The sequence below is a fragment of the Pseudomonas sp. UBA7530 genome (genome assembly GCF_002479365.1).
GTDB lineage: Bacteria > Pseudomonadota > Gammaproteobacteria > Pseudomonadales > Pseudomonadaceae > Aquipseudomonas.
This window is the reverse complement of record NZ_DLMS01000006.1, coordinates 245,480-271,637: the sequence shown is the minus strand read 5'-3', so window position 1 is coordinate 271,637 and position 26,158 is coordinate 245,480. Positions and strand designations below refer to the sequence as shown.

The 26,158-nt window shown below is 64.7% G+C and carries 22 protein-coding genes; 6 read left to right on the top strand and 16 right to left on the bottom strand.

The features are described 5' to 3' along the window. Positions 1-12 precede the first annotated feature (12 nt). The 4 genes from B2U07_RS11165 to B2U07_RS11150 all read right to left on the bottom strand — a co-directional run bounded on the left by B2U07_RS11165 (position 13) and on the right by B2U07_RS11150 (position 3,361). A complete protein-coding gene (locus B2U07_RS11165; RefSeq protein ID WP_275547140.1) occupies positions 13-852 on the bottom strand; it encodes a DMT family transporter in 840 nt (279 codons plus the stop codon). Between the two features lie 119 nt (positions 853-971). Then, on the bottom strand, positions 972-1,778 hold the full coding sequence (locus B2U07_RS11160; protein ID WP_275547141.1) for an outer membrane protein OmpK: 807 nt from the start codon (positions 1,776-1,778) through the stop codon (positions 972-974). A gap of 417 nt (positions 1,779-2,195) precedes the next feature. Continuing rightward, entirely contained in the window at positions 2,196-2,762 is a 567-nt protein-coding gene (locus tag B2U07_RS11155) for a TetR/AcrR family transcriptional regulator (RefSeq protein WP_275547142.1), read from the bottom strand. A 29-nt stretch (positions 2,763-2,791) separates the two neighbouring features. Next, positions 2,792-3,361, bottom strand: a complete 570-nt coding sequence (locus B2U07_RS11150; RefSeq protein WP_296276908.1) for a PaaI family thioesterase — start codon at positions 3,359-3,361, stop codon at positions 2,792-2,794. A 93-nt stretch (positions 3,362-3,454) separates the two neighbouring features. Between B2U07_RS11150 and B2U07_RS11145 the strand changes: the two genes are divergently transcribed. Both B2U07_RS11145 and lpdA read left to right on the top strand, forming a co-directional pair. Continuing rightward, positions 3,455-4,654 carry a Bcr/CflA family efflux MFS transporter gene (locus tag B2U07_RS11145; protein WP_275547144.1) on the top strand — a complete coding sequence of 400 codons (1,200 nt, stop codon included), beginning with the start codon at positions 3,455-3,457 and terminating at the stop codon, positions 4,652-4,654. A 14-nt stretch (positions 4,655-4,668) separates the two neighbouring features. Further along, positions 4,669-6,069, top strand: coding sequence for a dihydrolipoyl dehydrogenase (gene lpdA / locus B2U07_RS11140; protein WP_275547145.1), 1,401 nt, complete (start codon positions 4,669-4,671; stop codon positions 6,067-6,069). Positions 6,070-6,189: 120 nt separating this feature from the next. On the opposite strand, the gene B2U07_RS11135 is transcribed toward lpdA, so the two are convergent. The 8 genes from B2U07_RS11135 to B2U07_RS11100 all read right to left on the bottom strand — a co-directional run bounded on the left by B2U07_RS11135 (position 6,190) and on the right by B2U07_RS11100 (position 17,220). Continuing rightward, positions 6,190-6,555, bottom strand: a complete 366-nt coding sequence (locus B2U07_RS11135; RefSeq protein ID WP_197854902.1) for a DUF5064 family protein — start codon at positions 6,553-6,555, stop codon at positions 6,190-6,192. Between the two features lie 47 nt (positions 6,556-6,602). Then, a complete protein-coding gene (arcC, locus tag B2U07_RS11130) occupies positions 6,603-7,529 on the bottom strand; it encodes a carbamate kinase (RefSeq protein ID WP_275547146.1) in 927 nt (308 codons plus the stop codon). 237 nt (positions 7,530-7,766) lie between these two features. After that, positions 7,767-8,777 carry an ornithine carbamoyltransferase gene (locus B2U07_RS11125; RefSeq protein WP_197854904.1) on the bottom strand — a complete coding sequence of 337 codons (1,011 nt, stop codon included), beginning with the start codon at positions 8,775-8,777 and terminating at the stop codon, positions 7,767-7,769. A 63-nt stretch (positions 8,778-8,840) separates the two neighbouring features. Further along, positions 8,841-10,091: an arginine deiminase gene (gene arcA, locus B2U07_RS11120; protein ID WP_275547833.1), complete on the bottom strand. Its 1,251-nt coding sequence runs from the start codon at positions 10,089-10,091 to the stop codon at positions 8,841-8,843. Between the two features lie 74 nt (positions 10,092-10,165). Next, entirely contained in the window at positions 10,166-11,593 is a 1,428-nt protein-coding gene (gene arcD, locus B2U07_RS11115) for an arginine-ornithine antiporter (protein WP_197854906.1), read from the bottom strand. Positions 11,594-12,024: 431 nt separating this feature from the next. Next, positions 12,025-15,960: a trifunctional transcriptional regulator/proline dehydrogenase/L-glutamate gamma-semialdehyde dehydrogenase gene (gene putA, locus B2U07_RS11110; RefSeq protein WP_275547832.1), complete on the bottom strand. Its 3,936-nt coding sequence runs from the start codon at positions 15,958-15,960 to the stop codon at positions 12,025-12,027. 244 nt (positions 15,961-16,204) lie between these two features. After that, a complete protein-coding gene (locus B2U07_RS11105) occupies positions 16,205-16,807 on the bottom strand; it encodes a LysE/ArgO family amino acid transporter (protein WP_275547831.1) in 603 nt (200 codons plus the stop codon). Then, a complete protein-coding gene (locus B2U07_RS11100; protein ID WP_197854909.1) occupies positions 16,807-17,220 on the bottom strand; it encodes an ACT domain-containing protein in 414 nt (137 codons plus the stop codon). The genes B2U07_RS11105 and B2U07_RS11100 overlap by 1 nt, the downstream gene beginning before the upstream one ends. A 94-nt stretch (positions 17,221-17,314) precedes the next feature. Here B2U07_RS11100 and B2U07_RS11095 point away from each other — a divergent pair, with 94 nt between their 5' ends. Continuing rightward, a complete protein-coding gene (locus B2U07_RS11095; protein WP_275547830.1) occupies positions 17,315-18,211 on the top strand; it encodes a LysR family transcriptional regulator ArgP in 897 nt (298 codons plus the stop codon). A 101-nt stretch (positions 18,212-18,312) separates the two neighbouring features. Continuing rightward, the gene (locus tag B2U07_RS11090) at positions 18,313-19,311 is read left to right on the top strand and encodes an NAD-dependent epimerase/dehydratase family protein (protein ID WP_275547829.1); all 999 of its coding nucleotides are present in this window, start codon (positions 18,313-18,315) and stop codon (positions 19,309-19,311) included. Here the strand turns inward: B2U07_RS11090 and B2U07_RS11085 are convergent. Further along, positions 19,302-19,586 carry a hypothetical protein gene (locus tag B2U07_RS11085; protein WP_275547828.1) on the bottom strand — a complete coding sequence of 95 codons (285 nt, stop codon included), beginning with the start codon at positions 19,584-19,586 and terminating at the stop codon, positions 19,302-19,304. The genes B2U07_RS11090 and B2U07_RS11085 overlap by 10 nt on opposite strands. Before the next feature lie 359 nt (positions 19,587-19,945). Between B2U07_RS11085 and B2U07_RS11080 the strand changes: the two genes are divergently transcribed. Then, complete coding sequence (locus tag B2U07_RS11080; protein ID WP_275547827.1) at positions 19,946-20,794, top strand: ATPase; 849 nt, start codon at positions 19,946-19,948, stop codon at positions 20,792-20,794. Between the two features lie 348 nt (positions 20,795-21,142). Here the strand turns inward: B2U07_RS11080 and B2U07_RS11075 are convergent, their stop codons facing one another. Next, positions 21,143-22,192: an alkene reductase gene (locus tag B2U07_RS11075; protein ID WP_275547826.1), complete on the bottom strand. Its 1,050-nt coding sequence runs from the start codon at positions 22,190-22,192 to the stop codon at positions 21,143-21,145. Between the two features lie 27 nt (positions 22,193-22,219). Further along, positions 22,220-22,522: an ArsR/SmtB family transcription factor gene (locus B2U07_RS11070; RefSeq protein ID WP_041769672.1), complete on the bottom strand. Its 303-nt coding sequence runs from the start codon at positions 22,520-22,522 to the stop codon at positions 22,220-22,222. Positions 22,523-22,644: 122 nt separating this feature from the next. On the opposite strand from B2U07_RS11070, the gene B2U07_RS11065 reads away from it, so the two are divergent. Continuing rightward, a complete protein-coding gene (locus B2U07_RS11065; RefSeq protein WP_275547825.1) occupies positions 22,645-23,232 on the top strand; it encodes an ACP phosphodiesterase in 588 nt (195 codons plus the stop codon). Positions 23,233-23,364: 132 nt separating this feature from the next. On the opposite strand, the gene B2U07_RS11060 is transcribed toward B2U07_RS11065, so the two are convergent. Then, positions 23,365-26,082, bottom strand: coding sequence for a cation-transporting P-type ATPase (locus B2U07_RS11060; protein ID WP_275547824.1), 2,718 nt, complete (start codon positions 26,080-26,082; stop codon positions 23,365-23,367). Positions 26,083-26,158: the final 76 nt, after the last annotated feature.

Here is a 26,158-nt window from a genome sequence, read left to right as displayed (position 1 = left end):
TCCGTCTCGTCGCTAGCTGCGTTGCCGGCTGCCCAGTACCAGCGCGATGCCGCCGAGCACTGCAACGGCGCTGAGCATCAGACGCAGGCTCAGCGCTTCGCCCAGCAGCAGGCTGCCGCCGATGGCGGCGAGGATCGGTACGCTCAACTGCACCGTGGCCGCCTGGCTGGCACGCAGACCGGGCAGGGCGCTGTACCAGATGGCGTAGCCGATGCCCGAGGTCAACGCGCCGGACAGCAGTGCGTAGAACAGGCCAGGCCCATCCCAGTCGAGCTGTCCTAACAGTAGCGCCGCCAGCAGTAATGCCAGCGGCGTTGCGCGTATGAAATTGCCCGCGGTCACCGCCAGCGGATCGCCCAGGCCGCGTCCAAGCAGGGAGTACGCGCCCCAGGCGACACCGGCCAGCAGCATCAGCAATGCGGCCAGCAACGGTGGCGCGCTGGCGCCTGGTAGCAGCAGCGCCAACAGGCCCGCCGTGGCCAGCGCCGTACCGAGGCTGGCGGCCAGGCCCAGGCGTTCGCCGCGCAGCCAGCCCCAGAGCAGCATGCTCAACTGCACCGCGCCGAACAGCAGCAGGGCGCCGGCACCGGTGTCCAGTTGCAGGTAGGCGAAGGAAAAGGCGGCCGCATAGATAAACAGCGCCAGTGCGCCAGGCCAACTGCCGGCCATGGGTTGGCCGCGTTGCCGCAATTTCAGCAATAACCACAGGGTCACTGCACCGCAGAGCAGGCGAATGGCGGTGAAGCTGGCGGCGTCGATTTCGGTTTCACGCAGTGCCAGGCGGCATAGCAGCGAGTTGCCGGCGAATGCCAGCATGGCAAGGGAGGTGAGCAGCAGGATACGCGGAGGCATCGTCCATCCTTGGGTGCAGGTCTGGTGATGCCTCGCAGCTAAACACGTCCGGCGGAGGCTTGGCATTGGCGGAAGGTCGCAAATCCCTGCGACCTTGGCCACTTAGGCGCGGGCGTCGATCAGAAATGCGCCTTGACCAGCAGGCTGGCGGTGTTCTGGTTGGTCGGGCCGACGAAGTTGTCGCTGACGAAACCGCCATCCTTGATGCCGTACTTGTTCTTCCAGTAGTCGTATTCGATGCCGACGTACAGCTGTTTCTCGCCCCACTTCATCGCCTTGCCCAGGTCGTACTTGATCTGCGGGTTGAAGTGCAGGTTGGCCTGGTAGTCGCCGCGGCGGTTGCTGTCGTTGTCCACCACCCAGTCCATGAAGCCATCGATGAGGATGTCCGAGTCGCCGACCGGAATGGTGTAGCTCCACACCGGGGTGATCTGCCAGACGTTCTTGCCCGGGCGGCTGCCGTCCGGTTTGCGCAGGTAGGTGTTGAGCTGGAAGTAGTCGAAACCAGGGATATCCAGGTCGAATGCCGGGCCGAGCAGGTAGGCATCGACGTCCTTCTCGCCGAACTCGTAGGTGAAGGCCAGCAGCACGTCCTTGATCGGGCCGAAGGAAAGGTCGGCGCCGGTGATCTTGCCGAACGACAGGCGCGGGCTGAATTCGCCGTAGTAGGTATGGCCGTCGCCGTTACCGTTCTGTGCGTCGGTGTTGAATTTGATCAGGTCGGTAAAGAAGAACAGGTCACCGAAACTCCAGCCGCTGGCATGCTCGAAGGTGATGGTCTGCTGGATCTCCGGATCGATCTTGAAGTCCTGCCCGTAGAGGTAGGTCAGGCTGTTGTTCTGCCAGTGCAGCAGATCATCGGCGACGGCGTGGCCGCCCGCCAGCAGACCGCTGGCGAGCACCAGCGAAGAGAGTGTGCGATTCATGGAAGCTCCTGGTGGTTAAGACGTGTCGTTATGATTTTTTGTGGCTTGCCGTCCCGGCAGACAACCTTTGGGCTGTCGCGAGGCGACGTGAGAAAACGCGCCCGGCGTTTTAAACCTGTCCGCCCGGTCAGGCTGGTACTGCTCTGAGCAAAAAGGGCGCCAATTCTCGTGTTTGCTCATAGCCGTTGCAAATCAATTGGATACGCATGCGTCTCAGGGCAGCTTTCATATGCTTGTTGCACCGTTTTCTGACCGACAAGACAAAAACGGCCATAACTTGGTGCGCCGCCGTCTGAGTGATGTCAGGCGGTGCGCATGTAAGGTGCTTGGGATGCGACGGACGTATGAGCGCCCGAGCGCAAGATCGCTGCCCGCAGCGCGCCCATGGAGGGGAACGCGCAGAGCGCCGCCTTGCTGTTAGCGGCCCTGCGCCTGTTCGATCAGTAGGCGCCGGGTCGTTTTCAACAGGCGGTCGGACAGCTCAGGGTCCTTGACGCTGCGTGACAGCATCAGGGCGCCGACCATGGCTGAGAGCAGCAGTACGCTTTGCTCGTCGGCTTTATCGCTGTCGAGGTCGCCTTCGATTCGCATCAGACGTTCGCGTACCAGGGCGTCGGTGGTCTCGCTGGCTGCGCCGCGCTGGCCCAGCTCGGCAGACATGGTCGGCAGCGGGCAACCGGCGCCTGGGTTGGCGCGATGCGCGCTGGACAGGTAGCTGGCGATAAAGCGCGTGAGCGGCGTTTCGGCATCCTTGCCCAGCGCTTCGGCGTTGTTGGAAAGCTCCTGCGCGGCGTGACGAAGTGCGGTCTCCACCAGATCATCCTTTGACTTGAAGTGGGCGTAGAAGCCGCCGTGGGTCAGGCCCAGCGCTTTCATCAGCGGTTGCAGGCCGGTCGCGCCGACGCCGTCGCGGCGAAAGCGCAGGGCCGCCTCCTCGATGATGCGTTGGTGGGTCTTGGCCTTGTGATCTTCCGAATAGCGCATGGGCGTTCCCGTCTTTCAAATGCCGGTCGTCATCTTACACCTGCGTCGCTGTTCTGGCGCGGGGCGTTCAAGTCGAGAATCAGGCAGGTGGTGGAGGCAACGGCATAAAGGCGTTCATCGACGTCATACAGGCGACCCTCAGCCAGGGCCGTGGAACGACCGAGGTGGATGATGCGGCCTTCGGCGCGCACTGGGCCGGCCTCGCTGCGCAGCGCACGGATGTAGCTTACCCGCAGGTCTGTGGTCGTATAGCCCTGGCCCGGCTTGAGCAGGGTATGCACGGCGCAGCCCATGCAGGAGTCGAGCAGGGTGGCGATGTAGCCGCCGTGCACGCTGCCCAGCGGGTTGTAGTGACGCTGACCCGGCGTACCCTGTAAGACGAACAGGCCGCTGGCCCAATGCATCGGAGTGAAGTCGAGCACGGCGTTGATCGGTGGTGACGGCAGGTCGCCGCGGCCGATAGCGTCGAAGAAATCCATCGGCGTCATGGCCGCCACTTCGGCCAGGCTGAGCGTGCCGGGGGCGGCGAGCTGGCTGCGAATGGTCTGTTCCTCCGCGACCCAGCTGGCGAGGCGGGCCTCACGTGATAAGGCGGTCATACGGGCTCCTAGTAAAGATGATGGACGACATTCAATGTTTCATATTATGGTTGAAATATTAATAGCCGCCAGTCATCCGGCTCGGAGCCTGTCATGCGTCCATCCCGAACGTTGTTGATCATCCTGATGCTGCTCACTGCGCTCGGGGAAACCTCCACGCAGCTGCTGATCCCGGCGTTGGGCGAGCTGGAACGAGGGTTGAGTGCCGAGCCCGGCAGCAGCCTGCTGGCGCTTTCGTTATTCGTCTGTGCCTTTGGCCTGGGACAATTGCTGCTCGGGCCGCTGTCCGACCGATTGGGGCGCCGCCCGGTATTGCTGCTCGGGCTGAGTCTCTATCTGCTGGCGACCCTAGGCATGTTGCTGGCGTCGAATATCGAGGTGCTGATCGGCATGCGCGTACTGCAGGGCCTGGGCGCTTGCGCTGCGCTGGTACTGGCGCGCGCCATCGTCCGCGATGTGTGGCAGGAGCAGGCGGGGCCGGCCCTGGCACTGACGGTGCTGGGTATGTTCGCGGCGATCGTGCTGTCGCCGGTGGTCGGCGGTTTGCTGACCCAGTATGGAGGCTGGCGCGCGCCACTGCTGGCCACCCTGGTGCTTGGCAGCCTGGCGCTGTTGTCCGTGCTTGGCGGCTACCGCGAGACGCATCTGCAGCGTGACCCGCAGGCTGGTCGTTTCAAGGGGCTGCTGGCCAACTATCTGCAGGTACTGCCCAGTTGCCGATCGCTGGCGCTGACCATCGCCTGTACCTACGGCGCGATGTTCGTCGTGGTGGCCGGCTCGTCGTCGATATACATCGGTTTGCTGGGGCTGAGCGCCGCGCAGTACGGGTTGACCTTTGCCCTAATGGTTTCCGGCCTACTCGGCGGTGCGCTGTTCACCCTGCGCAACGTGCAGCGACTGGGGCCGCAGCGGGTCGTCGGGATCGGCGTGGCGCTGGTGCTGCTCGGGTCGCTGCTGACCCTGGCAGTCTACCTGCTGTTCGGCCTGTCGCTATTGGGGCTGTCGCTGCCGCAGGTGCTGGTGACGCTGGGCGGCGGCATGCTGCTGCCCGCCGCCGTGGCCGGCGCGGTGCTTCCCAATCCGCAGCGCGCCGGCTTGGCAGCGGGGCTGATGGGCTTCTCGCAGATGGCCGGCGCCACCCTGGCGGGATTGCTGCTCGGCGCCCTGCAGGATGGCTCGGCCTGGCCTATGGTTGCCTTGAACGCGCTGTTCGCCGTGCTGGCGTTTCTGTTCTTCCACCTTCTGCGTGTCCGCCCGGCCGTTACGGCTGCGGTGGCCGGCAAACTTCCCTGATCGAGGACAAAGCAATGAGCAGCTATGACGTGGTCATCATCGGCGCCGGCCCCGGCGGCTACAACGCCGCCATTCGTGCCGGACAGTTGGGCCTGAAGGTAGCCTGCGTGGAAGGGCGCGAGACCCTCGGCGGCACCTGCCTGAACGTCGGTTGCATGCCGTCCAAGGCGCTGCTGCATGCCTCCGAACTCTACGAGGCGGCGGCCGGTGGCGAGCTGAGTGCATTGGGTGTGGAAGTCACACCGACGCTCAACCTGGAGCAGATGATGAAGCAGAAGGCGGACAGCGTCGAAGCGCTGACCAAGGGCGTGGAATTCCTGTTTCGCAAGAACAAGGTGGAATGGATCAAGGGCTGGGGGCGTATCGACGGCCCTGGCCGCGTGCAGGTCAAACTGCACGAGGGCGGCGAGCGGCTGCTGGAGACGAAGAACATTGTCATCGCCACTGGCTCCGAACCGACGCCGCTGTCCGGGGTTAGCATCGACAATGCGCGTATCCTCGACTCCACCGGCGCGCTGTCGCTGCCAGAGGTGCCCAAGCATCTGGTAGTAATCGGTGCCGGGGTGATTGGCCTGGAGCTGGGTTCTGTCTGGCGCCGCCTGGGCAGCCAGGTCACGGTGGTGGAGTACCTGGAGCGCATCTGTCCCGGCCTGGATGGCGAAACCGCCAAGACCCTGCAGCGCACCCTGGGCAAGCAGGGCATGGGCTTCAAGTTGGGCACCAAGGTCACGGGCGCGAAGACGAGCCAGTCCGGCGTGACCCTGACGCTGGAGCCGGCCGCCGGCGGTCCGAGCGAGACCCTGGAAGCCGATTACGTGCTGGTGGCCATCGGCCGACGCCCCTACACCACGGGGTTGGGGCTGGAGAGCGTCGGCCTGAATACCGACAAGCGCGGCATGCTGGGCAACGAAGAACATCAGAGCGGCGTGCCCGGTGTGTGGGTGATCGGCGACGTCACCTCCGGACCGATGCTCGCGCACAAGGCCGAGGACGAGGCGGTGGCCTGCATCGAGCGCATCGCCGGGCACGCTGCGGAGGTCAACTACGGGGTGATTCCCGGCGTGATCTATACGCGCCCAGAGGTGGCCAGCGTCGGCAAGGGAGAGGAGGAGCTGAAGGCAGAGGGGCGTGCCTACAAGGTCGGCAAGTTTCCCTTCACCGCCAACAGCCGGGCGAAGATCAACCACGAGACCGAAGGTTTCGTGAAGATCCTCGCCGATGCCAACACCGATCAGATTCTCGGCGTGCACATGATCGGCCCGAGCGTGGGTGAGCTGATCGGCGAGTACTGCGTGGCCATGGAATTCTCCGCCTCGGCCGAGGACATCGCGCTGACCTGCCACCCGCACCCGACCCGCTCCGAGGCCGGGCGCCAGGCGGCGATGGGCGTGCATGGCTGGACGATGCAGGCTTAGTGAGCGTTTAGCCCTTGCCCGCCGGTCTCTTCGGGTTGCACCTTGGCACGCGCCAGGGCTCGTAGCCCGGATGCGATCCGGTAAATGCGCCGAGCGCGCCCAGATTGCATCCGGGCTTTATCAGGGCACGTGCTCGAGATTCACCGGTTCACCTGGCTTGATGTGCAGCTTGTTGCGGATATCGGCGAATACCTTGTCGTACTCGTCGCGGCCACGCATGACCGGGCTGCAGTTGGGCGGCAGGCCATGGCGGGCGGCGATGCGGGTGGCGACGCTGGCGAAATTGAAGGCCACGTCGCGGTGCAGTTCGAAGGCCTCCTCGAAGTGCCGGCCATCCACCTCGCCAACCATGCGCATATGCAGCATCGGCCCCTGCTGCGTGTCGTTGCGTACTTCGTAGTAGAAATCCACCGAGAAGGGCGGCGCCAGGCGCAGGCCTTCCGGGCGGTCGAGGTTGTCACGGTGCAGATGGCCGGGGGTGAACATTTCTGTGCTCCTGCGAGAACGCGGCGAGGCCGAGGCCTCGTCACGGATCAGCGGTAATCGATGCCTTCGGTGTCCAGACCGATGCGAGTGCCGGAGCTGCCCTGAACGATGGCCTCGATGTTTTCCAGCGAGCCGATCACGGCGGTTTTGCCGGTGTTGCGCGCGAACTCGCAGGCGGCCTGCACCTTGGGCCCCATCGAGCCGGCGGCAAAGCCGAGTTTTTCCATTTCGTCGGGGTGGGCGGCGGCGATGGATTTCTGTCCGGGTTTGCCCCACTCGACGTAGGCCGCGTCGACATCGGTGGCGATCACCAGCAAATCGGCATTCAGTTGTTCGGCCAGCAGTGCCGAGCACAGGTCCTTGTCGATCACTGCCTCGACGCCGCGTAGCTGCTTGCCGTCGTACATGGTGGGAATGCCGCCACCACCGGCGCAGATCACTACGCTGCCCTTTTCCAACAGCCATTTGATCGGGCGGATTTCGAAGATTCGTTGTGGTCTGGGGCTGGCCACCACACGGCGAAACTTGTCGCCGTCCGGGGCAATGCTCCAGCCTTTCTCGGCAGCCAGGCGTTCGGCCTCTGCCTGGGGGTAAACCGGGCCGATGGGTTTGGTAGGTTTCTGAAACGCGGGGTCGGCGCTGTCCACTTCGACCTGGGTGAGGATGGTGGCGAAGGGCACTTCGAACGGCAGTAGGTTGCCCAGCTCCTGTTCGATCATGTAGCCGATCATGCCTTCGGTTTCGGCACCCAGTACGTCTAGCGGGTAGGGGTTGGCCGCATCATAGGCGTTGCCCTGCAGGGCCAGCAGGCCGACCTGCGGGCCATTGCCGTGGGCGATCACCAGCTCATTGCCGGGCGCTACCTTGGCAATTTGTCGGCAGGCGATACGCACGTTTTCGCGCTGGTTTTCCGCAGTCATGGCTTCGCCGCGGCGAAGCAGGGCGTTGCCGCCCAGGGCGATGACGAGTCGCATGGTGTTCTCCTTGTTCGAGGTTTGGCCCGGCTGCCATATGGGGAGGTGAAGGAGCTATTCCCGGATTTCATCCGGGCTACGTGACTGCGTCACCGGACAGACTCTCTCCCCCGGCCCCCGGCCCCCGCCCTGCGCCCCAGCCCTTCGCAGAGCTCAGGGCGCTTCAGCGGGCGAAGCAGTGCTTCGCTATTTCCGCTTACGCCCCGCAAGCGGGAGAGGGGAGGCAAGCGTGCAGCGTCAGATGTCAGCCAGGGTCGAAACCAATATCGCCTTGATCGTGTGCATGCGGTTTTCCGCCTGCTCGAAGGCGATGTTCCAGGGCGATTCGAACACCTCTTCAGTCACCTCGATGCCGTTCTTCAGGTTCGGATACTGTTCGGCGATCTGCTTGCCGACCTTGGTTTCGCTGTTATGGAAGGCCGGCAGGCAGTGCATGAACTTCACCCGCGGATTACCAGCGGCCTTCATGATCTCGGCGTTGACCTGATAGGGCAGTAACTCCTGGATGCGCTCGCCCCAGGCGTCGACCGGCTCACCCATGGAAACCCAGACGTCGGTGTGGACGAAGTCCACGCCCTTGACCGCTTCCTTCGGGTCTTCGGTGAGCAGGATGCGTGCGCCGCTTTCCTCGGCGAATTTCTTGCAGGCGGCAACGTGCTCGTCGCTCGGCCAGAGTGCCTTGGGGGCGGCGATGCGTACGTCCATGCCGAGCTTGGCGCCGATCAGCAGCAGCGAGTTGCCCATGTTGTTGCGTGCATCACCGAGGTAGGCGTAGGCGATGTCGTGCAGCGGTTTGTCGGCGTGCTCGCGCATGGTCAGTACGTCGGCGAGCATCTGCGTCGGGTGATATTCGTCGGTCAGGCCGTTGAACACCGGCACGCCGGCGTAGGTGGCCAGTTCTTCGACGATCTCCTGCTTGAAGCCGCGGTATTCGATGGCGTCGTACATGCGGCCGAGCACGCGGGCGGTGTCCTTCATCGATTCCTTGTGGCCGATCTGCGACGAGTTGGGGTCGATGTAGGTGACGTTGGCGCCCTGGTCGTAGGCCGCCACCTCGAAGGCGCAGCGGGTGCGGGTCGAGGTCTTCTCGAAGATCAGCGCGATGTTCTTGCGCTTGAGGTGCTGTTGCTCGGTGCCGGTGTACTTGGCGCGTTTGAGGTCGCGCGACAGGTCGAGCAGATAACGCAGCTCGCGGGTGCTGTGGTGCATCAGGCTGAGCAGATTACGATTGCGCATATTGAAAGCCATGATTCTCTCCTCGTGGGTAGTTGAAACGCCCCCGGCGGTGGATGCCCGCCGGGGCTGGCTGGATCAGTAGTCGATGGGGTCGCGGATGATCGGGCAGGTCATGCAGTGGCCACCGCCACGGCCGCGCCCCAGTTCGCTGGCGCTGATGGTGATGACCTCGACGCCGGCCTTGCGCAGCAGGGTGTTGGTGTAGGTGTTGCGGTCATAGCCGACCACCACGCCCGGCTCCAGGCAGACCACGTTGTTGCCGTCGTCCCATTGCTCGCGCTCGGCCTCGTAGGCATCGCCGCCGGTTTCCACCACGCGCAGCTTCGGCAGGTTGAGGGACGCGGCGACGACCTCGACGAAGGACTTGTCCTCGCGGCGCACATCGATGCCGCCGGGGCGGCTTTCGTCCGGACGCAGGGTGAAGGGCACGATGCCGTTGGCCACTTCCGGGAAGATGGTCACCAGATCGCGGTCGCAGAAGCTGAATACGGTGTCCAGGTGCATGGCCGCACGGGAGCGGCCCAGGCCGGCGACGATGACCTTGTCTGCCGCGCCCTTGGCGAACAGCGCACGCGCCACCTGGCCGATGGCTTGGTGCGAGCTGCGCTCACCCATGCCGATCAGCACGGTGCCGTTGCCGATGGGCATCACGTCGCCGCCTTCCAGGGTGGCCGAGCCGTGATCCTTGTCCGGATCGCCGTACCAGATCTCGAAGGATTCATTGGCGAAGTCCGGGTGGAAGGTGTAGATGGCGCTGGCGAGCAGGGTTTCCTGACGGCGTGCCGGCCAGTACATCGGGTTGAGGGTGACGCCGCCATAGATCCAGCAGGTGGTGTCGCGAGTGAACTGGGTGTTGGGCAGCGGCGGGAAGATGAAGCTGGATTCGCCCAGGTAGGCGTTGAACATCTTCGCCGCCTCGGAATCCTTGTGCTTGACCAGATCGGCCCCGGAAACGCCGCCGATGAGGAACTCGGCGATGCGCCGTGGCTCCAGGCCCTCGATGAAAGAACGCACTTCGTTCTGCAGGCCGAGGCCGACGCTGTTGGGGGTGATCTTGCGGTCGAGGATCCACTTCAGCGCGGCGGGATCGCTGATGGTCTCTTCCAGCAGGTTGTGCATCTCCACGACCTCGATGCCGCGCTCGCGCATCTTGGTCATGAAGTCGAAATGGTCGCGCTTGGCCTGCGATACCCAGATCACGTCGTCGAACAGCAGTTCGTCGCAGTTGGCGGGTGTCAGGCGCAGGTGGGCGAGGCCCGGAGAGCAGACCATCACCTTGTGCAGTTTGCCGGCTTCGGAATGAACGCCGAGGGGCTTCTTGGACATGTCGAACTCCTTCTCGTAGAGCGAGTTTTCAGGCTTGCCGGCGGCCCGGTGCGGGCCGCTCGCGGCCAGCGGTGTTACAAACTCAGGAAGCCGTCATACAGCCCGTAGGCGGCGATGGCGGCGCCGATCAGCACGACGATGAAAATCAGTTTCTCGATGCTGGTGAAAATGGCTTGGCCCATTTCGCGCTTGGCCTTGGCGAAGAGGATTGCGCCAGGTGCGTAGAGCAGTGCCGAGAGCAGCAGGTACTGAATGCCGGCGGCGTACACCAGCCACACCGCGTACAGGGTCGAGATACCGGCGATCAGCAGATCCTTGTTGCGCTCGCCGGAGGCGTTCTCGTAGGTCTCGCCGCGCACTGCCAGCAGCACCGCATAGGCGCTGGACCAGAAGTACGGCACCAGGATCATCGAGGTGGCCAGGTACAGCAGGCTGAGGTAGGTGGAGGCGTTGAACAGGGTGATGATCAGGAACAGCTGGATCAGCCCGTTGGACAGCCACAGCGCATTGGCCGGAACCTGATTGGCGTTCTCCTTGCGCAGGAAGGCCGGCATGGTGTGGTCGCGGGCGCTGGCGAAGAGGATCTCGGCGCACAAAAGGGTCCAGGACAGCAGGGCACCGGCCAGCGAGACGATCAGACCAATGGCGATCAGCTGCGCGCCCCAGGGGCCGACCACCTGCTCAAGCACCCCGGCCATGGAAGGGTTCTTCAACCCGGCCAGTTCGGCCTGAGCCATGATGCCTTGCGACAGGATGTTGACCAGCACCAGCAGCAGAAGCACGCCGACGAAACCGATCACCGTGGCCTTGCCGACATCGCTGCGCTTCTCGGCGCGGGCCGAGAAGATGCTCGCGCCCTCGATGCCGATGAACACCCAGACGGTGACCAGCATCATGTTGCGCACCTGATCCATCACGCTGCCCAGCTCCGGGTTACCCCGGCCCCAGAAGTCCGCGGTGAACACGTCGAGCTTGAAGGCGATCGCGGCGATAACGATGAACAGCGCCAGCGGCAGCATCTTGGCGATGGTGGTGACGGTGTTGATGAAGGCCGCTTCCCGGATCCCGCGCAGCACCAGGAAGTGCAGCAACCACAGCAGCACCGAGGCGCAGATCACCGCCGGCAGGGTGTTGCCCTCGCCGAATACCGGGAAGAAGTAACCCAGGGTGGAGAACAGCAGCACCATGTAGCTGACGTTGCCGATCCATGCGCTGATCCAGTAGCCCCAGGCCGAGGAGAAGCCCATGTAGTCGCCGAAACCGGCCTTGGCGTAGGCGTACACCCCGCCGTCGAGTTCGGGCTTGCGGTTGGCCAGGGTCTGGAACACGAACGCCAGGGTCAGCATGCCGACCCCGGTGATCAACCAGCCGATCAGCGTGGCGCCCGCGCTGGCGCTGGCCGCGATGTTTTGTGGAAGGGAAAAGATACCGCCGCCGACCATGGAGCCGACGACCAGCGCAATCAATGCGCCGAGGCGGAGTTTTTGTGTCGAGTCAGACATCTCAATTACCTCCGTGTCACAAGGGGACATAGGCATTGAGCGCGTTTGGCGAGCACTGCATCCTGACTTGAATCAATAGTCAGGGTTCGTCAACGCACATCCATGTAAACAAGCGTTGCCGAGCACCTGAACGGGTCAGGAATGCTGCTCCGACCGGCACGCTGAGGCGCCAGTGATGACACGATAGTCCGAACTTTTCGTTACGCAATAATGGCAGTTTGAGATGGGGTGAGGCGGGGTAGAAATCGGCGGGGCGTTTGGCCCCGCTCGAAGCGCCGGCCGGGTAGGCTGGCGCAGACCCGAAGGTCAGGAGGAGATGACACGGCGCCAGGCGGGTAGCCCCTGCAGGCAGTTGCGCCGTGTGGGTACAGCATGCCGTGGAAAGCTTTCAGCCAGCTTTCCACGGCATGACTTGTCGATGACGTCGGCGCTTAACCGATGGTCATCAGGCTGGCGTTGCCGCCGGCCGCAGCAGTGTTGACGCTCAGGGCGTGCTCCACCAGCAGGCGTTCCAGGGCGATGTCGGTCTCGCCCTTGTTCAGGCCATGCACGCCGACGATGGCGCCCTTGCGCTGCGCCGCCTGCTCGCTGACTGCGCGCAGCTGGTCGGAGTCGCCGTGGTGCAGGATGGCGTCCAGCTCCACGTCGACGCTATTCCAGTCGGCTACCAACTGAATGTGCTTCTGCACCTCCTTAGGCAGTTCGGCATGCAGCGCGCGCTGGCTGTCCAGCCAGATCGCCTTGCTGCCCACCGCCAGAGTGGCAGCCAACTGGGCCAGTAGGTCGCTGCGCTCGTCGGCCAGGTTCAGCACGTGCTCACGCGGCAGCAGGGTGTAGCTGTTGCGCTCGCCGGTCGGGCCGGTGAGGCTGTGGCTACTGTAGCTTTGCGACAGCGCGCGGTACTGCTCGAACAGCGCGGCGATGGCCGGCTCCTGCTTGCCTGCCCACTCGGCGAAGGCGGCGCGTACCTTGTCCAGCTCGGTCGGTGCCGGTAGCACCTGCACCTCGGCCTGTTGCAGGTAGCTGGCAACAGCCTCCTGCGGACGGGTCGACAGCAGGCGATACAGGTACAGCGGGCCACCGGCTTTCGGGCCGGTGCCGGACAGGCCTTCACCACCGAACGGCTGCACGCCGACCACGGCGCCGACCATGTTGCGGTTCACATACAGGTTGCCGACCTTGGCGGTGCCGACCACCTGGGCGATGGTCTCGTCGATGCGGGTGTGCACGCCGAGGGTCAGGCCGTAGCCGCTGTCGTTGATCTGCTGCAGCAGTTTGCCCAGATCCGCGCGCTGGTAGCGCACAACGTGCAGCACCGGGCCGAAGATCTCGCGCTTCATCTCGTCGAAGCTGTCCAGCTCGATCAGAGTCGGCACGACGAAGGTGCCGCGCTTGATCTCGTCACCGTTGACGCGCGCCAGCTGAGTGACCTTACGGCCTTTTTCGCGCAGCTTGGCGATGTGGGTTTCGATGCCGGCCTTGGCTTCGGCGTCGATCACCGGACCGATGTCGGTGTTCAGGCGTTCCGGGTTGCCGAGGGTGTATTCGGCCATGGCGCCCTTGAGCATGGTCAGCACGCGGTCGGCCACGTCGTCCTGCACGCACAGCACGCGCAGGGCCGAGCAACGCTGGCCGGCGCTGTCGAATGCGGAGGAGACCACGTCCATCACCACCTGCTCGGTCAGCGCCGAGGAGTCGACGATCATGGCGTTGAGGCCACCGGTTTCGGCGATCAGCGGGATGGTACGGCCTTGCGCGTCGAGGCGCCCGGCGATGTTGCGTTGAAGGAGGCCGGCCACTTCGGTGGAACCGGTGAACATCACGCCACGCACGCGCTCGTCACCTACCAGACGTGCGCCGACGGTTTCGCCACGGCCCGGCAGCAGCTGCACGGCGCCGGCCGGTACGCCCGCTTCGAGCAGAATGCGCACGGCCTGGGCGGCGATCAGTGGGGTCTGCTCGGCCGGCTTGGCCAGCACGGTGTTGCCGGCGGCCAGCGCGGCACAGACCTGGCCGGTGAAGATCGCCAATGGGAAGTTCCACGGGCTGATGCACACCACCGGGCCAAGCGGGCGGTGGCTGTCATTGCCGAAGCTGCGCGCCTGGATTGCGTAGTAACGGAGGAAGTCCACTGCCTCGCGTACTTCGGCGATGGCATTGGCGAAGCTCTTGCCGGACTCGCGCACCAGCAGGCCCATCAGTTGTTGCAGCTCGGCTTCCATCAGGTCGGCGGCGCGTTCCAGCACGGCGGCGCGCTCGGTCGGCAGGGTGGACTGCCAGATCTGCCCGCTGGCCAGGGCGCAGAGGATGGCGCTGTCGACATCCTTGACGCCGGCTTCGCGCACGTGGCCGACCAGGTCGCGGTGATCGGCCGGGTTGCGCACCGGCTCCGGCTCGCCGGGGTTGGCGCTTTCGCAGCCAAGCATCGGTTCGGCCAGGTAGCTGTGGTTGACGGTCGACAGCAGCGCCGAGGACAGCGAGCCGAGACGGTGTTCGTTGGCCAGGTCGAGGCCGGCGGAGTTCACCCGCTCGCTACCGTACAGGTCGCGCGGCAGCGCGATGCGCGGATGCGGCAGGCCGACGGTGCCTTCCTGCGCGGCCATCTGCTCGACCTGCTGCACTGGGTCGAGGACCAGATCCTTGAGCGAGATGCTGTGGTCGGCGATGCGGTTGACGAAGCTGGTGTTGGCGCCGTTTTCCAGCAGGCGGCGCACCAGGTAGGCCAGCAGGGTTTCGTGGCTGCCCACCGGCGCGTAGATGCGGCACGGACGGTTGAGCTTGCCATCCTTGATCTTGCCCACCACCTGCTCGTACAGCGGCTCGCCCATGCCGTGCAGGCACTGGAACTCGTACTGGCCCGGGTAGTAGTTCTGCCCGGCCAGGTGATAGATGGCCGACAGCGAGTGGGCGTTGTGCGTGGCGAATTGCGGGTAGATGGCTTCCGGCGCGGCCAGCAGTTTGCGCGCGCAGGCGATGTAGGACAGGTCGGTGTACGGCTTGCGCGTGTAGACCGGGTAGCCTTCCAGGCCGTTGACCTGGGCCAGCTTGATTTCGCTGTCCCAGTAGGCGCCCTTGACCAGACGGATCATCAGGCGATGACGGCTGCGCTTGGCCAGGTCGATGACGTAGTCGATCACGTAAGGGCAGCGCTTCTGGTAGGCCTGGATGACGAAGCCGATGCCGTTCCAGCCGGCCAGGCTCGGTTCGAAGCACAGGCGCTCGAGCAGGTCCAGCGACAGCTCCAGGCGGTCGGCTTCCTCGGCGTCGATGTTGATGCCGATGTCGTACTGCTTGGCCAGTTGGGTCAGGCCCAGCAAGGTCGGGTACAGCTCGTCCATCACGCGCTCGTACTGGGCGCGGCTATAGCGTGGGTGCAGGGCGGAGAGCTTGATCGAGATGCCCGGACCTTCGTAGATGCCGCGGCCATGGGAGGCCTTGCCAATGGCGTGGATGGCCTGCTCGTAGGAGGCCAGGTAGCGCTTGGCGTCTTCTTCGGTCAGCGCGGCTTCACCGAGCATGTCGTAGGAATAGCGGAAGCCCTTGGCTTCCAGGTTGGCGGCGTTGGCCAGGGCTTCGGCGATGGTTTCGCCGGTAACGAACTGCTCGCCCATCAGGCGCATGGCCATGTCCACGCCCTTGCGGATCACCGGCTCGCCACTCTTGCCGATGATGCGGTTGAGCGCCGAGGTCATGCCGGCCTCGTTGTGGGTGGACACCAGTTTGCCGGTGATCAGCAGGCCCCAGCTCGCCGCGTTGACGAACATCGACGGGCTCTGGCCGAGGTGCTGGCTCCAGTTGCCGTTGGCGATCTTGTCGCGGATCAGCGCGTCACGGGTGGCCTTGTCGGGAATACGCAGCAGGGCTTCGGCCAGGCACATCAGCGCCACACCTTCCTGCGACGACAGCGAGAATTCCTGCAGCAGGCCTTGCACCAGGCCCTGGCGGCCGCTGGCGTTCTTCTGGTTGCGCAGCTTCTCGGCGATGCCGAGAGCCAGTTTCTGCGAGGCCTCGGCCTGCTGCGGGTTCAGACGCGCCTGCTCCAGCAGCATCGGCACCACTTCGGTTTCCGGACGGCGGTAGGCGCTGGTGATGGCGGCGCGCAGCACCGACTGCGGCAGGATGCTCTCGGCAAAATCGAGGAATACCTGCAGGCCCTGTTCGGTCAGCGACTCCAGCGCCTCTTCACCGGCGGCAGCGGCCAGGCCGGCATGCTCGGCGGGCGTCAGGCCACTCTCGACTTGCTCCAGATAATTGAAGATCGCCTGCTTGATCATCCAGTGCGGGGTGCGGTCGATCTTTGCCGCAGCGGTCTTCAAGCGCTCGCGGGTGGCATCGTCGAGTTTTACGCCAAGGGTCGTGGTAGCCATGGAGGGTGTCCTACTTGTTCGGGTTATTCACGGCAAAAAGTTGCAGGAGATTAATCCCGGAAATATATGGGTGCAACCAGGTGCAACCATTATTTTTCGCTGACCCGACGGACGTTGCTCGTTGCCTGAAACACTCCCGTATTGGCTAAGAAGGTAAAGGTGCAACCCGCCTCTGTGGCCTTCGTATTGGAGGATAGTCCATCGCCAAGGCGGGGGCGCGACACGCCTTGATCGCCGGAACCCTTCAGAGCGCCTCGAATACCAACTGCGACGCTACCGCGAACATCATCGCCGCCACGCCCAGATCGATCAGGCGCCAGGTCAACGGCCTTGCCAGCCACGGCGCCAGCCAGGCCGCGCCGATTGCCAGAGTGCTGAACCAGAGGAAGGAGGCGCTGGCCGCCCCCGCCGCATACGCGCCCGGCTCCGGTTGCTGGGCACCGAGCGAGCCGATCAGCAGCACCGTATCCAGATAGACGTGCGGGTTGAGCAGGGTGACCGCCAGCGCCGCGAGCATCACCGCTCGAAGCGAACGGGGTTCGCTGCCGGCCGCCTGCAGCGCTTGCGGGCGGGCAGCGCGCAGTAGCGCCTGGCTGCCATACCAGATGAGAAAGGCGGCACCGCCCCAGCGGGCGATGGCCAGCAGCGTCGGGCTCTGCGTCAGCAAGGTGGCCAGGCCGAACACGCCGGCCGCTACCAGCACCGCGTCGCAGACGATGCACAACGCGGCCACCGGCAGGTGATGTTCGCGGCGCAGGCTCTGTGCCAGGACAAAGGCATTCTGGGCGCCGATGGCCATGATCAGACCGATGGCCACCAACAGGCCGTTACCGTAGCTCTGCCACATCAGGCTGGCTCCGGCAGGGACGCCGCTGACAGGGCGCGCAGGGTGGACAGCGCCTTTTCGGCTCGCTCGATGGGCACGAACAGGTGGTCGTGGTGAAAGCCTGCGACCACGTTACAACTGATCCCCGCCTGCGCCAGGGCGGTGGAGAAGGAAGCGGTCAAACCGACAGCGGCCAGCGACGAATGCACCTCAAGGGTGATCCACGCTGCGACATAGTCGTAGCTCAGGTTGTGCGCGTCGGCGACTTCGCGCGGCAGCACCAGGCTAAGGCCTTCGGTTTCGCGCAGGCTGGCGATGGGCTGCAGGCCGCTGCAGTCATGCTCGGCTGCGACGCAGCAGAACACGTACTGACCGGGGTTGAGCTGCGGCGTCATGCTTTGCAGCAGGCGCGCGAGGTCGGTTTCGCCAGACATGGCAGGCTCCTGATCGTGGGTGAATGCTGGCGAGTCTGCGGCGACTGGATGTATAAGAGAAAGCAATATTGCTGATCGCTCATTAGGAAAATCGATGTTCGATTACAAACTTCTGGCTGCCCTGGCGGCAGTGGTGGAACAGGCCGGCTTCGAACGCGCGGCGCAGGTGCTGGGCCTGTCGCAATCGGCGGTTTCGCAACGCATCAAGTTGCTCGAGGCGCGGGTCGGCCAGCCGGTGCTGGTGCGCGCCACGCCGCCGGCACCCACCGAGACCGGTCGACGTCTGCTCAACCACGTGCAGCAGGTGCGCCTGCTCGAGCGCGATCTGCAGGGGCAGGTGCCGGGGCTGGATGAACAGGCCTTGCCCGAGCGTCTGCGTATCGCCATCAACGCCGATAGTCTGGCCACCTGGTGGGCGGCCGCCACGGCCGGGTTCTGCGCCGCCCAGCAGGTGCTGATGGAGCTGGTGGTGGAAGATCAGGAAGTCGGTCTCAAACGAATGCGCGCGGGTGAGGTGGCAGGCTGCGTGTGTGCTGCCGAGCGTCCGGTGGCGGGCGCGCGCAGCCTGGCGCTGGGGGCGATGCGTTATCGCGCGCTGGCCAGCCCGGCCTTCATCGCCCGACACTTTCCCGCTGGCGTCACCGCCGAGGCGCTGGCGCGGGCACCGGCCATCGTTTACGGCCCGGATGATCAACTGCAGCACCGCTACCTCGCGGGGCTGGGGGTGACCGGAGCCTTTGCCTATCACTTATGCCCCTCATCGGAAGGCTTTGTACGGCTGACCGAAGGCGGCCTGGGCTGGGGCCTGGTGCCGGAGTTGCAGGTGCGTGAGGCGCTGGCCGGCGGCAGGCTGGTGGATCTGGTGCCGGAGCGCTTCATCGATGTGCCGCTGTACTGGCACCACTGGCGCAACGGCGGTGAACTGCTCGGCGAGTTGACCGAACAGCTGCGTCGCCACTCGGCTTCGGTGCTGGTGTCGCTGCACGCCTAGGCGGCCTGCTGGGTCGTCGTTCTGGCTGCCGCCGACAGCGCAGGCCGCACTGAGCGCTGCTAGAGTGCGGCGATTACAAGAATCGATATTAAGGGGATACGATGAAGATTCTGGTCACCGGCGCGAGTGGTTTCATCGGTGGGCGCTTCGCACGTTTCGCCCTCGAACAGGGCCTGGCGGTGCGGGTCAACGGTCGCCGTGCCGAGGGTGTGCAACACCTGATCAAACGCGGCGCCGAGTTCGTCCAGGGCGATCTTGGCGATGCCGAACTGGCCCAGGCGCTGTGCCAGGATGTCGAGGCCGTGGTGCATTGCGCGGGGGCCGTTGGCGTGTGGGGCGACTACGGGCATTTCCATCAGGCCAACGTGACGGTCACCGAGAACATCGTCGACGCCTGCCTCAAGCAGAAGGTGCAGCGCCTGGTGCACCTTTCGTCACCCTCGATCTACTTCGATGGGAAATCCCATGTCGATATCCGCGAGGAGCAGGTGCCCAAGCGTTTCTCCGATCACTACGGCAAAACCAAGTATCTGGCCGAACAGCAGGTGTTCGCCGCGCAGGAGTTCGGTCTGGAGGTGATCGCCCTGCGCCCGCGTTTCGTCACCGGCGCGGGCGACACCAGCATCTTCCCGCGCTTGATCGGCATGCAGCGCAAGGGCCGTCTAGTGATCATCGGCAACGGCCTGAACAAGGTCGACTTCACCAGCGTGCACAATCTCAACGACGCTTTGCTCAGTTCGTTACAGGTGGGCGGCGCGGCGCTCGGCCAGGTGTACAACATCAGCAATGGCGCTCCGGTGCCGTTGTGGGATGTGGTCAACTATGTGCTGCGCCGCCTGGAACTGCCGCCGGTGACGCGGCATGTGCCGTTGCCGCTGGCCTATGCTGCGGCGACGCTCAACGAAGGTGTGTGTCGCCTGTTGCCCGGGAGATCCGAACCGAGCCTGTTTCGCCTGGGCGTGGCGGTGATGGCCAGGGATTTCTCCCTGAACATCGACCGCGCTCGCGAGTACCTTGGCTACGAGCCCAGGGCCAGCCTGTGGGATGCACTGGATGAATTCTGCACCTGGTGGCAGGCGCAGATGGGACCTCAGGCGTAGACGCGCTGGCCGCGATAGATACGCACCGAGCCGGTGGCGCTGCCGACTGGCAGTTCCACTGCAGCCTCGGGCGTCGCGACGCGTTGGGGTTGATCGGACAGCTCGGCCAGGCGCCTGCCCAGGCTACGGGTTTCTTCGTCATCGGACTTCAGACTGCCATCGAGCATGGCACCGATGGCGTTGGGCTGGCTGAGGCGAATGTCCACTGCCTGCTCTTCGCGTAGGCGACGACGCAGCGCTTTCATGCAGTCCAGTATTTCTTTATTCAGTTCCATTGCGACTTCCCCCGGTTGGTTGAAGGGGCACGGGTTGCAGCCGTCCTCGCTCGCCGTGACCTGGCCAGCCGCTTCCCGGCGGCTGTAACACGTATGCTCGTGCTGATTGCATTGCAGAACTTTCGGGCCGCCTGCTGGCTCGTGGGCGGTGCGCTATCGCTGCGCTCACGAAAGGATCAAAAGCAAAGTGCGTACCAGTTCAAATTTTGCGGAACTGCTGTGCTGTGGGCGAGTCGATGGCCCTGTCGCGCCCTTCGTCGGTGCGCCGCGCACCTGCTTGGCGCGACGCTCATGGCATAGTGGCGAATCGGTATACTGCGCGGCATTTCCGTTTCCTGGTTCCAACCATAGGTCCGAACATGCGTAATGACGCCAACGACGAGCTCGACAACCTGCCCAGCCTGACCCCGGAGCGCCGCGAGGATTTCGCCGAGCCGCGTGAAGAGCCGGCCCCGCGCAGCAGCCGCGTGACCAGCAGCAAGGCACCGGTGGCCAAGGGCGCCAGCACCGGGCCGTTGTGGGCATTGGTCGGTGCGCTGAGTTTCGCCCTGGCCGGCCTGGGCTGGTGGAGCCTGCAACAGATCGGGTTGATGGAACAGCGCCTGGTGGCGACCCAGGAAAGCTTCGCGCGCATCAGCGAAGAGGCCGCCGGGCGCATTCAGGATATTTCCGGCAAGGTGGTAGCGACCGAGTCCAACGTCACCAGCGGCAGCGAGGCGCTCAAGCTGCAGGTTCGGCAACTGGAGAACCGCCTGGCCGAACTGAGCAAGCAACAGCAACAGAGCGGCACTGCGCAGGCCGCGCTGGACAAGCGTGTCGAGCAACTGGGTAGCGAACTGAAGAGTGGCATTGGCGCCAGCGCCGATTTCGAGAAGCGCCTGCAGGCGCTGAGCAGCGAGCAAACGGCGCTGAAGGCTGCGCAGGGTGACGCCAAGGCGACGCAGGCCGAACTGGCCAAGCTCGATACCCGGATCAAGACGCTCGGTGGCGATATCGATGCGCTGAAGAAGCAGGGCAACCCGGCCCAGGCCATCCGCAGCCTGGAGCAGGATCTGCTGGTGCTGCGCAGTGAGCTGGACAATCGCCCGGCTCCTAGCGCTGGTCCCAACGTCGCCGAATTCGATGCCTTCCGCGCGCAGATGACGCGCAACATCAACACCCTGCAGAGCCAGGTGGCTAATCTGCAGCAGCAGCTCAATCAGCGCTGAAGGTAGGCGAGGAGGGATGCCTCGCTGCTCAGGTGCTGCGCTGTCGTGAGTTAAACACCGGTGGGAGCGTAATGCTGTTCACTTAAGAAACGGTCAAACACGATCAGTCCCCTCGCCCCTTTAGGGAGAGGGGGAAACCGGCGGTTTCGGTGTTTTCTCCCCCAGCCCCTCTCCACTAGGCGTGCCCCCAATAAATGGGAGAGGGGAGCCAACGTGTGCAGCCTTATGTGAACAGCATTACGGTGGGAGCGGACTTGTCCGCGAGCTTTTTGTCGTTGGCCACGTTCGCGGATAAGTCCGCTCCCACACAAGTCCGCTCCCACACAAACCCTCACTCCTGAGTCGGGCTTACAGGCGCGGATAGTCGATATAGCCAACCGGGCCCGAGCCGTAGAAGGTTTCCGGATGCGGCTGGTTGAGCGCCGCGTCCTGCTCCAGGCGCTCCGGCAGATCCGGGTTGGCAATGAAGGGGACGCCGAAGGCCACCGCATCGGCATTGCCTTCAGCCAGCCAGGCGTTGGCCTGATCCTTGGTGAAGCGCTCGTTGGCGATGAACACACCGCCGAATTCCTTCTTCAGTTGCGGTGTCAGGCTGTCGTCACCTGCCTTCTCGCGGGCGCAGATGAAGGCGATGCCGCGTTTGCCCAGTTCACGGGCCACGTAGCCGAAGGTTTCGGCGCGGTTGGCGTCGCCCATGTCGTGCGAGTCGGCACGCGGGGCCAGGTGCACGCCAACGCGGCCGGCGCCCCACACGGAAATCGCGGCATCGGTGACTTCCAGCAGCAGGCGCGCGCGGTTCTCGACGTTGCCACCGTAGCGGTCGGTGCGCTGGTTGGTGCTGCTCTGCAGGAACTGGTCGAGCAGGTAACCGTTGGCACCGTGGATTTCCACGCCGTCAAAACCGGCCGCCATGGCATTCTCGGCGCCCTGACGATACGCCTCGACGATATCGGCGATCTCTTCGGTCTCCAGTGCTCGCGGGGTGACATAGTCCTTGATCGGGCGCACCAGGCTGACGTGGCCGGCCGGCTGGATCGCGCTGGGAGCGACCGGCAGTTCACCGTTCAGGTAGATCGGGTCGGAAATGCGGCCGACGTGCCACAGTTGCAGGACGATCTTGCCGCCGTTGGCGTGCACCGCCTGGGTGATGTTGCTCCAGCCACGCACCTGCTCGTCGGACCAGATGCCAGGGGTGTCCGGGTAGCCCACGCCCATCGGCGTGACGGCGGTGGCTTCGCTGATGATCAGGCCGGCCGAGGCGCGCTGGGTGTAGTACTCGGCCATCAGCGCGTTGGGCACGCGGCCTTCGTCGGCGCGGCAGCGAGTCAGCGGTGCCATGATGATACGGTTGTTCAGCTGCAGATCACCGATCTGGATGGGGTCGAACAGTGTGGGCATGTGATTTCTCCGAAGGAAGAGGTCAAATCAGAGTTGCTGGCCTAGGCGCTCGACGAAGGCCTGGATCAGCTCGTCGTTACGCTTGAAGAAGTGCCACTGACCGACCTTGCGGCTGGTCACCAGACCGGCGCGCTGCAGGGTGGTCAGATGGGCGGAAACGGTGGACTGCGAAAGCCCGGTGCGCAGGAAGATCTTGCCGGCGCACACGCCGATTTCCAGCGGATGATCCTGTTCGGCGAAGTGGCGTTCGGGTTCCTTCAGCCAGTCGAGGATGTCGCGGCGTACCGGGTGGGCGAGGGCCTTGATGATGGCGTCGAGATCGATGTCCATAGCGTGATCGTTGCGTATCGGCATGTGGCGAACCTTATATCGTCTCTGAGCGATATACAGATCGTTTGTTCCGATAGTCTCCATCAACCGCTTCGATGTCTTGTCAGTGCTAAGCTCGCCGGATGAACTACCTCGCCCATTTGCATCTCGGCGGCGACGCGCCATCACAACTGCTTGGCAGCCTCTATGGCGATTTCGTCAAAGGCCCGCTCAACGGACGCTGGCCGGCGCAGATCGAGGCAGCCATCCGTCTGCACCGGCGTATCGATGCCTTCACCGACAGCCACCCGCTACAGGCGCAGGCGCGCGCCCGTTTTCCGCTGGCGCGGCGACGTACGGCGGGCATGTTGCTGGACCTGTTCTTCGACCATTGTCTGGCGCGTGACTGGCCGGTGTATGCCACTTTGCCGCTGGAGCGCTTCACCGGCCGGGTGTATCAGGTGCTTGCTGCCGAACCGGAGTTGCCGGGGCGTCTGGCGCTGATGGCACCGCGCATGGCGGCGCAGGACTGGTTGGGCAGCTACCGCGAGTTCGCGGTGCTGGAGCAGGTGATCGCTGGCATGCAGCGGCGGCTGTCAAAACCGCAGTTGCTCGACGGCAGCCTGAGCGAACTGGAGCGCCTCTACGAACCCCTCAGCGAGGACTTCCGACTCTTCTACCCTGAACTGATGGCCTTCGCCGAGACCGAGCAGGGCGGGAGCGAGCCGTAGCCCGGATGCAATCCGGGGATCAGCGACATCCCTGTCACCGTCGCCGCTAAAGCGCCTCCCACAGAAGCGGGCGTCTGGCACCGTGGGAGGAGCTTCAGCCGCGACGACATCACCGCAGCGCTTCTCTGATGTTCAGACCGCCTGCGGATGCAACCGATAACGCCGCACCATCCACTTCTCCAGTTCTGCCACTGCAAAAAGCGCCAGGCCCGCCAACAGCACCCGCAACCATTGCTCCAGGCTCAGGCCAACCGAGCCGAACACGTTCTGCAGCGGCGAGGCGTAGGTGAACAGCAGTTGCAGCAGCAGGCACAGGGCGATGGTCAGCAGCACCGCGCGGTTGCCCAGCAGGCCGTCGCGGCTGAGTACCGAGCCGAACAGGCTGCGGCTGTTGAGCAGGTAGAAGATCTCGCACATCACCACGGCATTCACCGCCACGCTGCGCGCGTGCTCCAGGTCGCTGCCGAGCTGCAGCTCCCAGAGAAACAGGCCGATACCGGCACCGGCGATCAGCACCGAGACCATCAGCACGCGCCAGACGAAGAAACCGGACAGCAGGGGCTCGTTCGGCGCACGCGGGGCGCGGTTCATCAGCCCACGCTCGCTGGGCTCGAAGGCCAGCGCCAGGCCCAGGGTGCTGGAAGTGACCATGTTGATCCAGAGGACCTGCGCCGGGGTCATCGGCAATACCACCTGGAACAGAATGGCGAAGATCACGATCAGCGCCTGCCCACCGTTGGTGGGCAGGGCGAAGAGGATGAATTTTTTCAGGTTGTCGTAGATCGCCCGGCCCTCGCGCACGGCGCCGGCGATGGTGGCGAAGTTGTCGTCGGCCAGCACCACTTCGGCAGCTTCCTTGGCCGCTTCGGTGCCTTTCAGGCCCATGGCCACGCCCACGTCGGCGCGTTTCAGCGCTGGCGCATCGTTGACTCCGTCGCCGGTCATGGCCACCACCTGGCCGCTGTCCTGCATGTTCTGCACCAGGCGCAGCTTGTGCTCCGGGCTGGCCCGAGCGAATACCTCGACGCCGGGCAGCACCTCGCGCAGGCGGCGGTCGTTGAGCAGTTCCAGTTCGGCCCCGGTCATCGCCGGCAGGCCGACGCCAATGCCCAGTTGCGCGCCGATGGCGCGGGCGGTCTCGGCGTGGTCGCCGGTGATCATCTTCACCCGGATGCCGGCGCGCTGGCACTCGGCGACGGCGGCGATGGCTTCTTCTCGCGGCGGGTCGATGATGCCGACCAGGGCCAGCAGGATCAGCCCGCCTTCGACATCATCGAAATTCAGCGTGCGTTGTTCGGCTGCGGCCGGCTTGCTGGCCAGCGCCAGCAGGCGCAACCCTCGGGCTGCCAGGTCGGTGGCCTGGCGCCGCCAGTAATCGGCGTCCAGTGGCGCGCAACCGCCGTCGGCGCTGCGCTGGCTGGCGCACATCTCCAGCACGCGTTCGGGGGCGCCCTTGAGGTAGACCAGGCCATGGCCGGCGTGGTCGTGGTGCAGGGTGGCCATGAAGCGGTGCTCGGACTCGAACGGAATCGCGTCGCTACGTGGCAACTGAGCCTGCAGCGTCTGGATATCGAGACCACTTTTCAGTGCCAGGGTGAGGAGTGCGCCTTCGGTCGGGTCGCCATGCAGCAGCCAGTGGCCGGCATCGTCCTGTTGCAGGCGGGCGTCGTTGCACAGTTGCGCGGCGCGGGCGATTTCCAGCAGTTCGGCGTCGGGTTCGAGCAGGGCGCCGTCCTGATGGAAGGCACCTTCCGGGGCGTAGCCGACACCCGAGACATCGACAATGCGACTGGCGCTGACCACGCGCTGCACGGTCATCTCGTTGCGGGTCAGGGTGCCGGTCTTGTCCGAGCAGATCACCGTCACCGAACCCAGGGTTTCCACCGCCGGCAGGCGGCGCACGATGGCGTTGTGACCAGCCATGCGCTGCACGCCGAGGGCGAGGATCACCGTCATGATCGCCGGCAAGCCTTCGGGAATGGCCGAGGCGGTGAGCGCCACCACCATCATGAACATGTCGCCGGGGCTTTGCCCGTGCCAGAGAATGCCGAGGATGAAGGTGGCGAAGGCCAGGATCAGGATGATCACCGCCAACCAGCGGCTGAATTGTTCGATCTGTCGCAGCAGCGGCGTGGACAGCGCCTGCACCTGCTGCAGCATTGCGCCGATGCGCCCCAGTTCGGTGTCGGCGCCGGTCGCCACCACCACGCCAGTGGCCTGGCCGCTGCTGACCAGGGTGCCGGAATAGGCCATGCAGCGCCGGTCGCCGAGCGCAGCATCGACGTTGCAGTGCACCACGGATTTTTCCACCGGCACCGATTCGCCGGTCAGCGCGGCCTCTTCCACCAGCAGGTTCTTCACGCTGAGCAGACGCAGGTCGGCCGGCACCTTGTCGCCGGATACCAGCAGCACCACGTCGCCGGGCACCAGGCGTTCGGCATCGATTTCGTGGCGTTCTCCGTCGCGCAGCACCATGGCGTGAGGCGAGAGCATGTTGCGGATGGCGTCCAGCGCATTCTCCGCCTTGCCTTCCTGAATGAAGCCGATGATCACGTTGATCAGTACCGCGGCGAGAATCACCGAGGTGTCGACCCAATGGCCGAGCAGGGCGGTGATCAGCGCGGCGACCAGCATCAGATAGAGCAGTACGTTGTGAAACTGGTAGAGCAGGCGCAGCAGCGGCCCACGGCGTTGCGGTGGCGGCAGGCGGTTGGCGCCGTGGCGTTGCAGGCGTCGTTCGGCTTCGTCCTGGCTGAGGCCGCTGGCGTTGCCGTGCTGCGCCTCCAGTGCTTGTTGTGCAGTCAAAGCGTGCCAGGCGTGGTCACTATGTTCAGAGGGGGAATTGCCCATGGGTGCATCTCCTTCGGTGGGCCAGGCTGCCTTGCGTGTGGCGCGTTTAGCAGTCCTGATCACCCTAGTCCGCTTT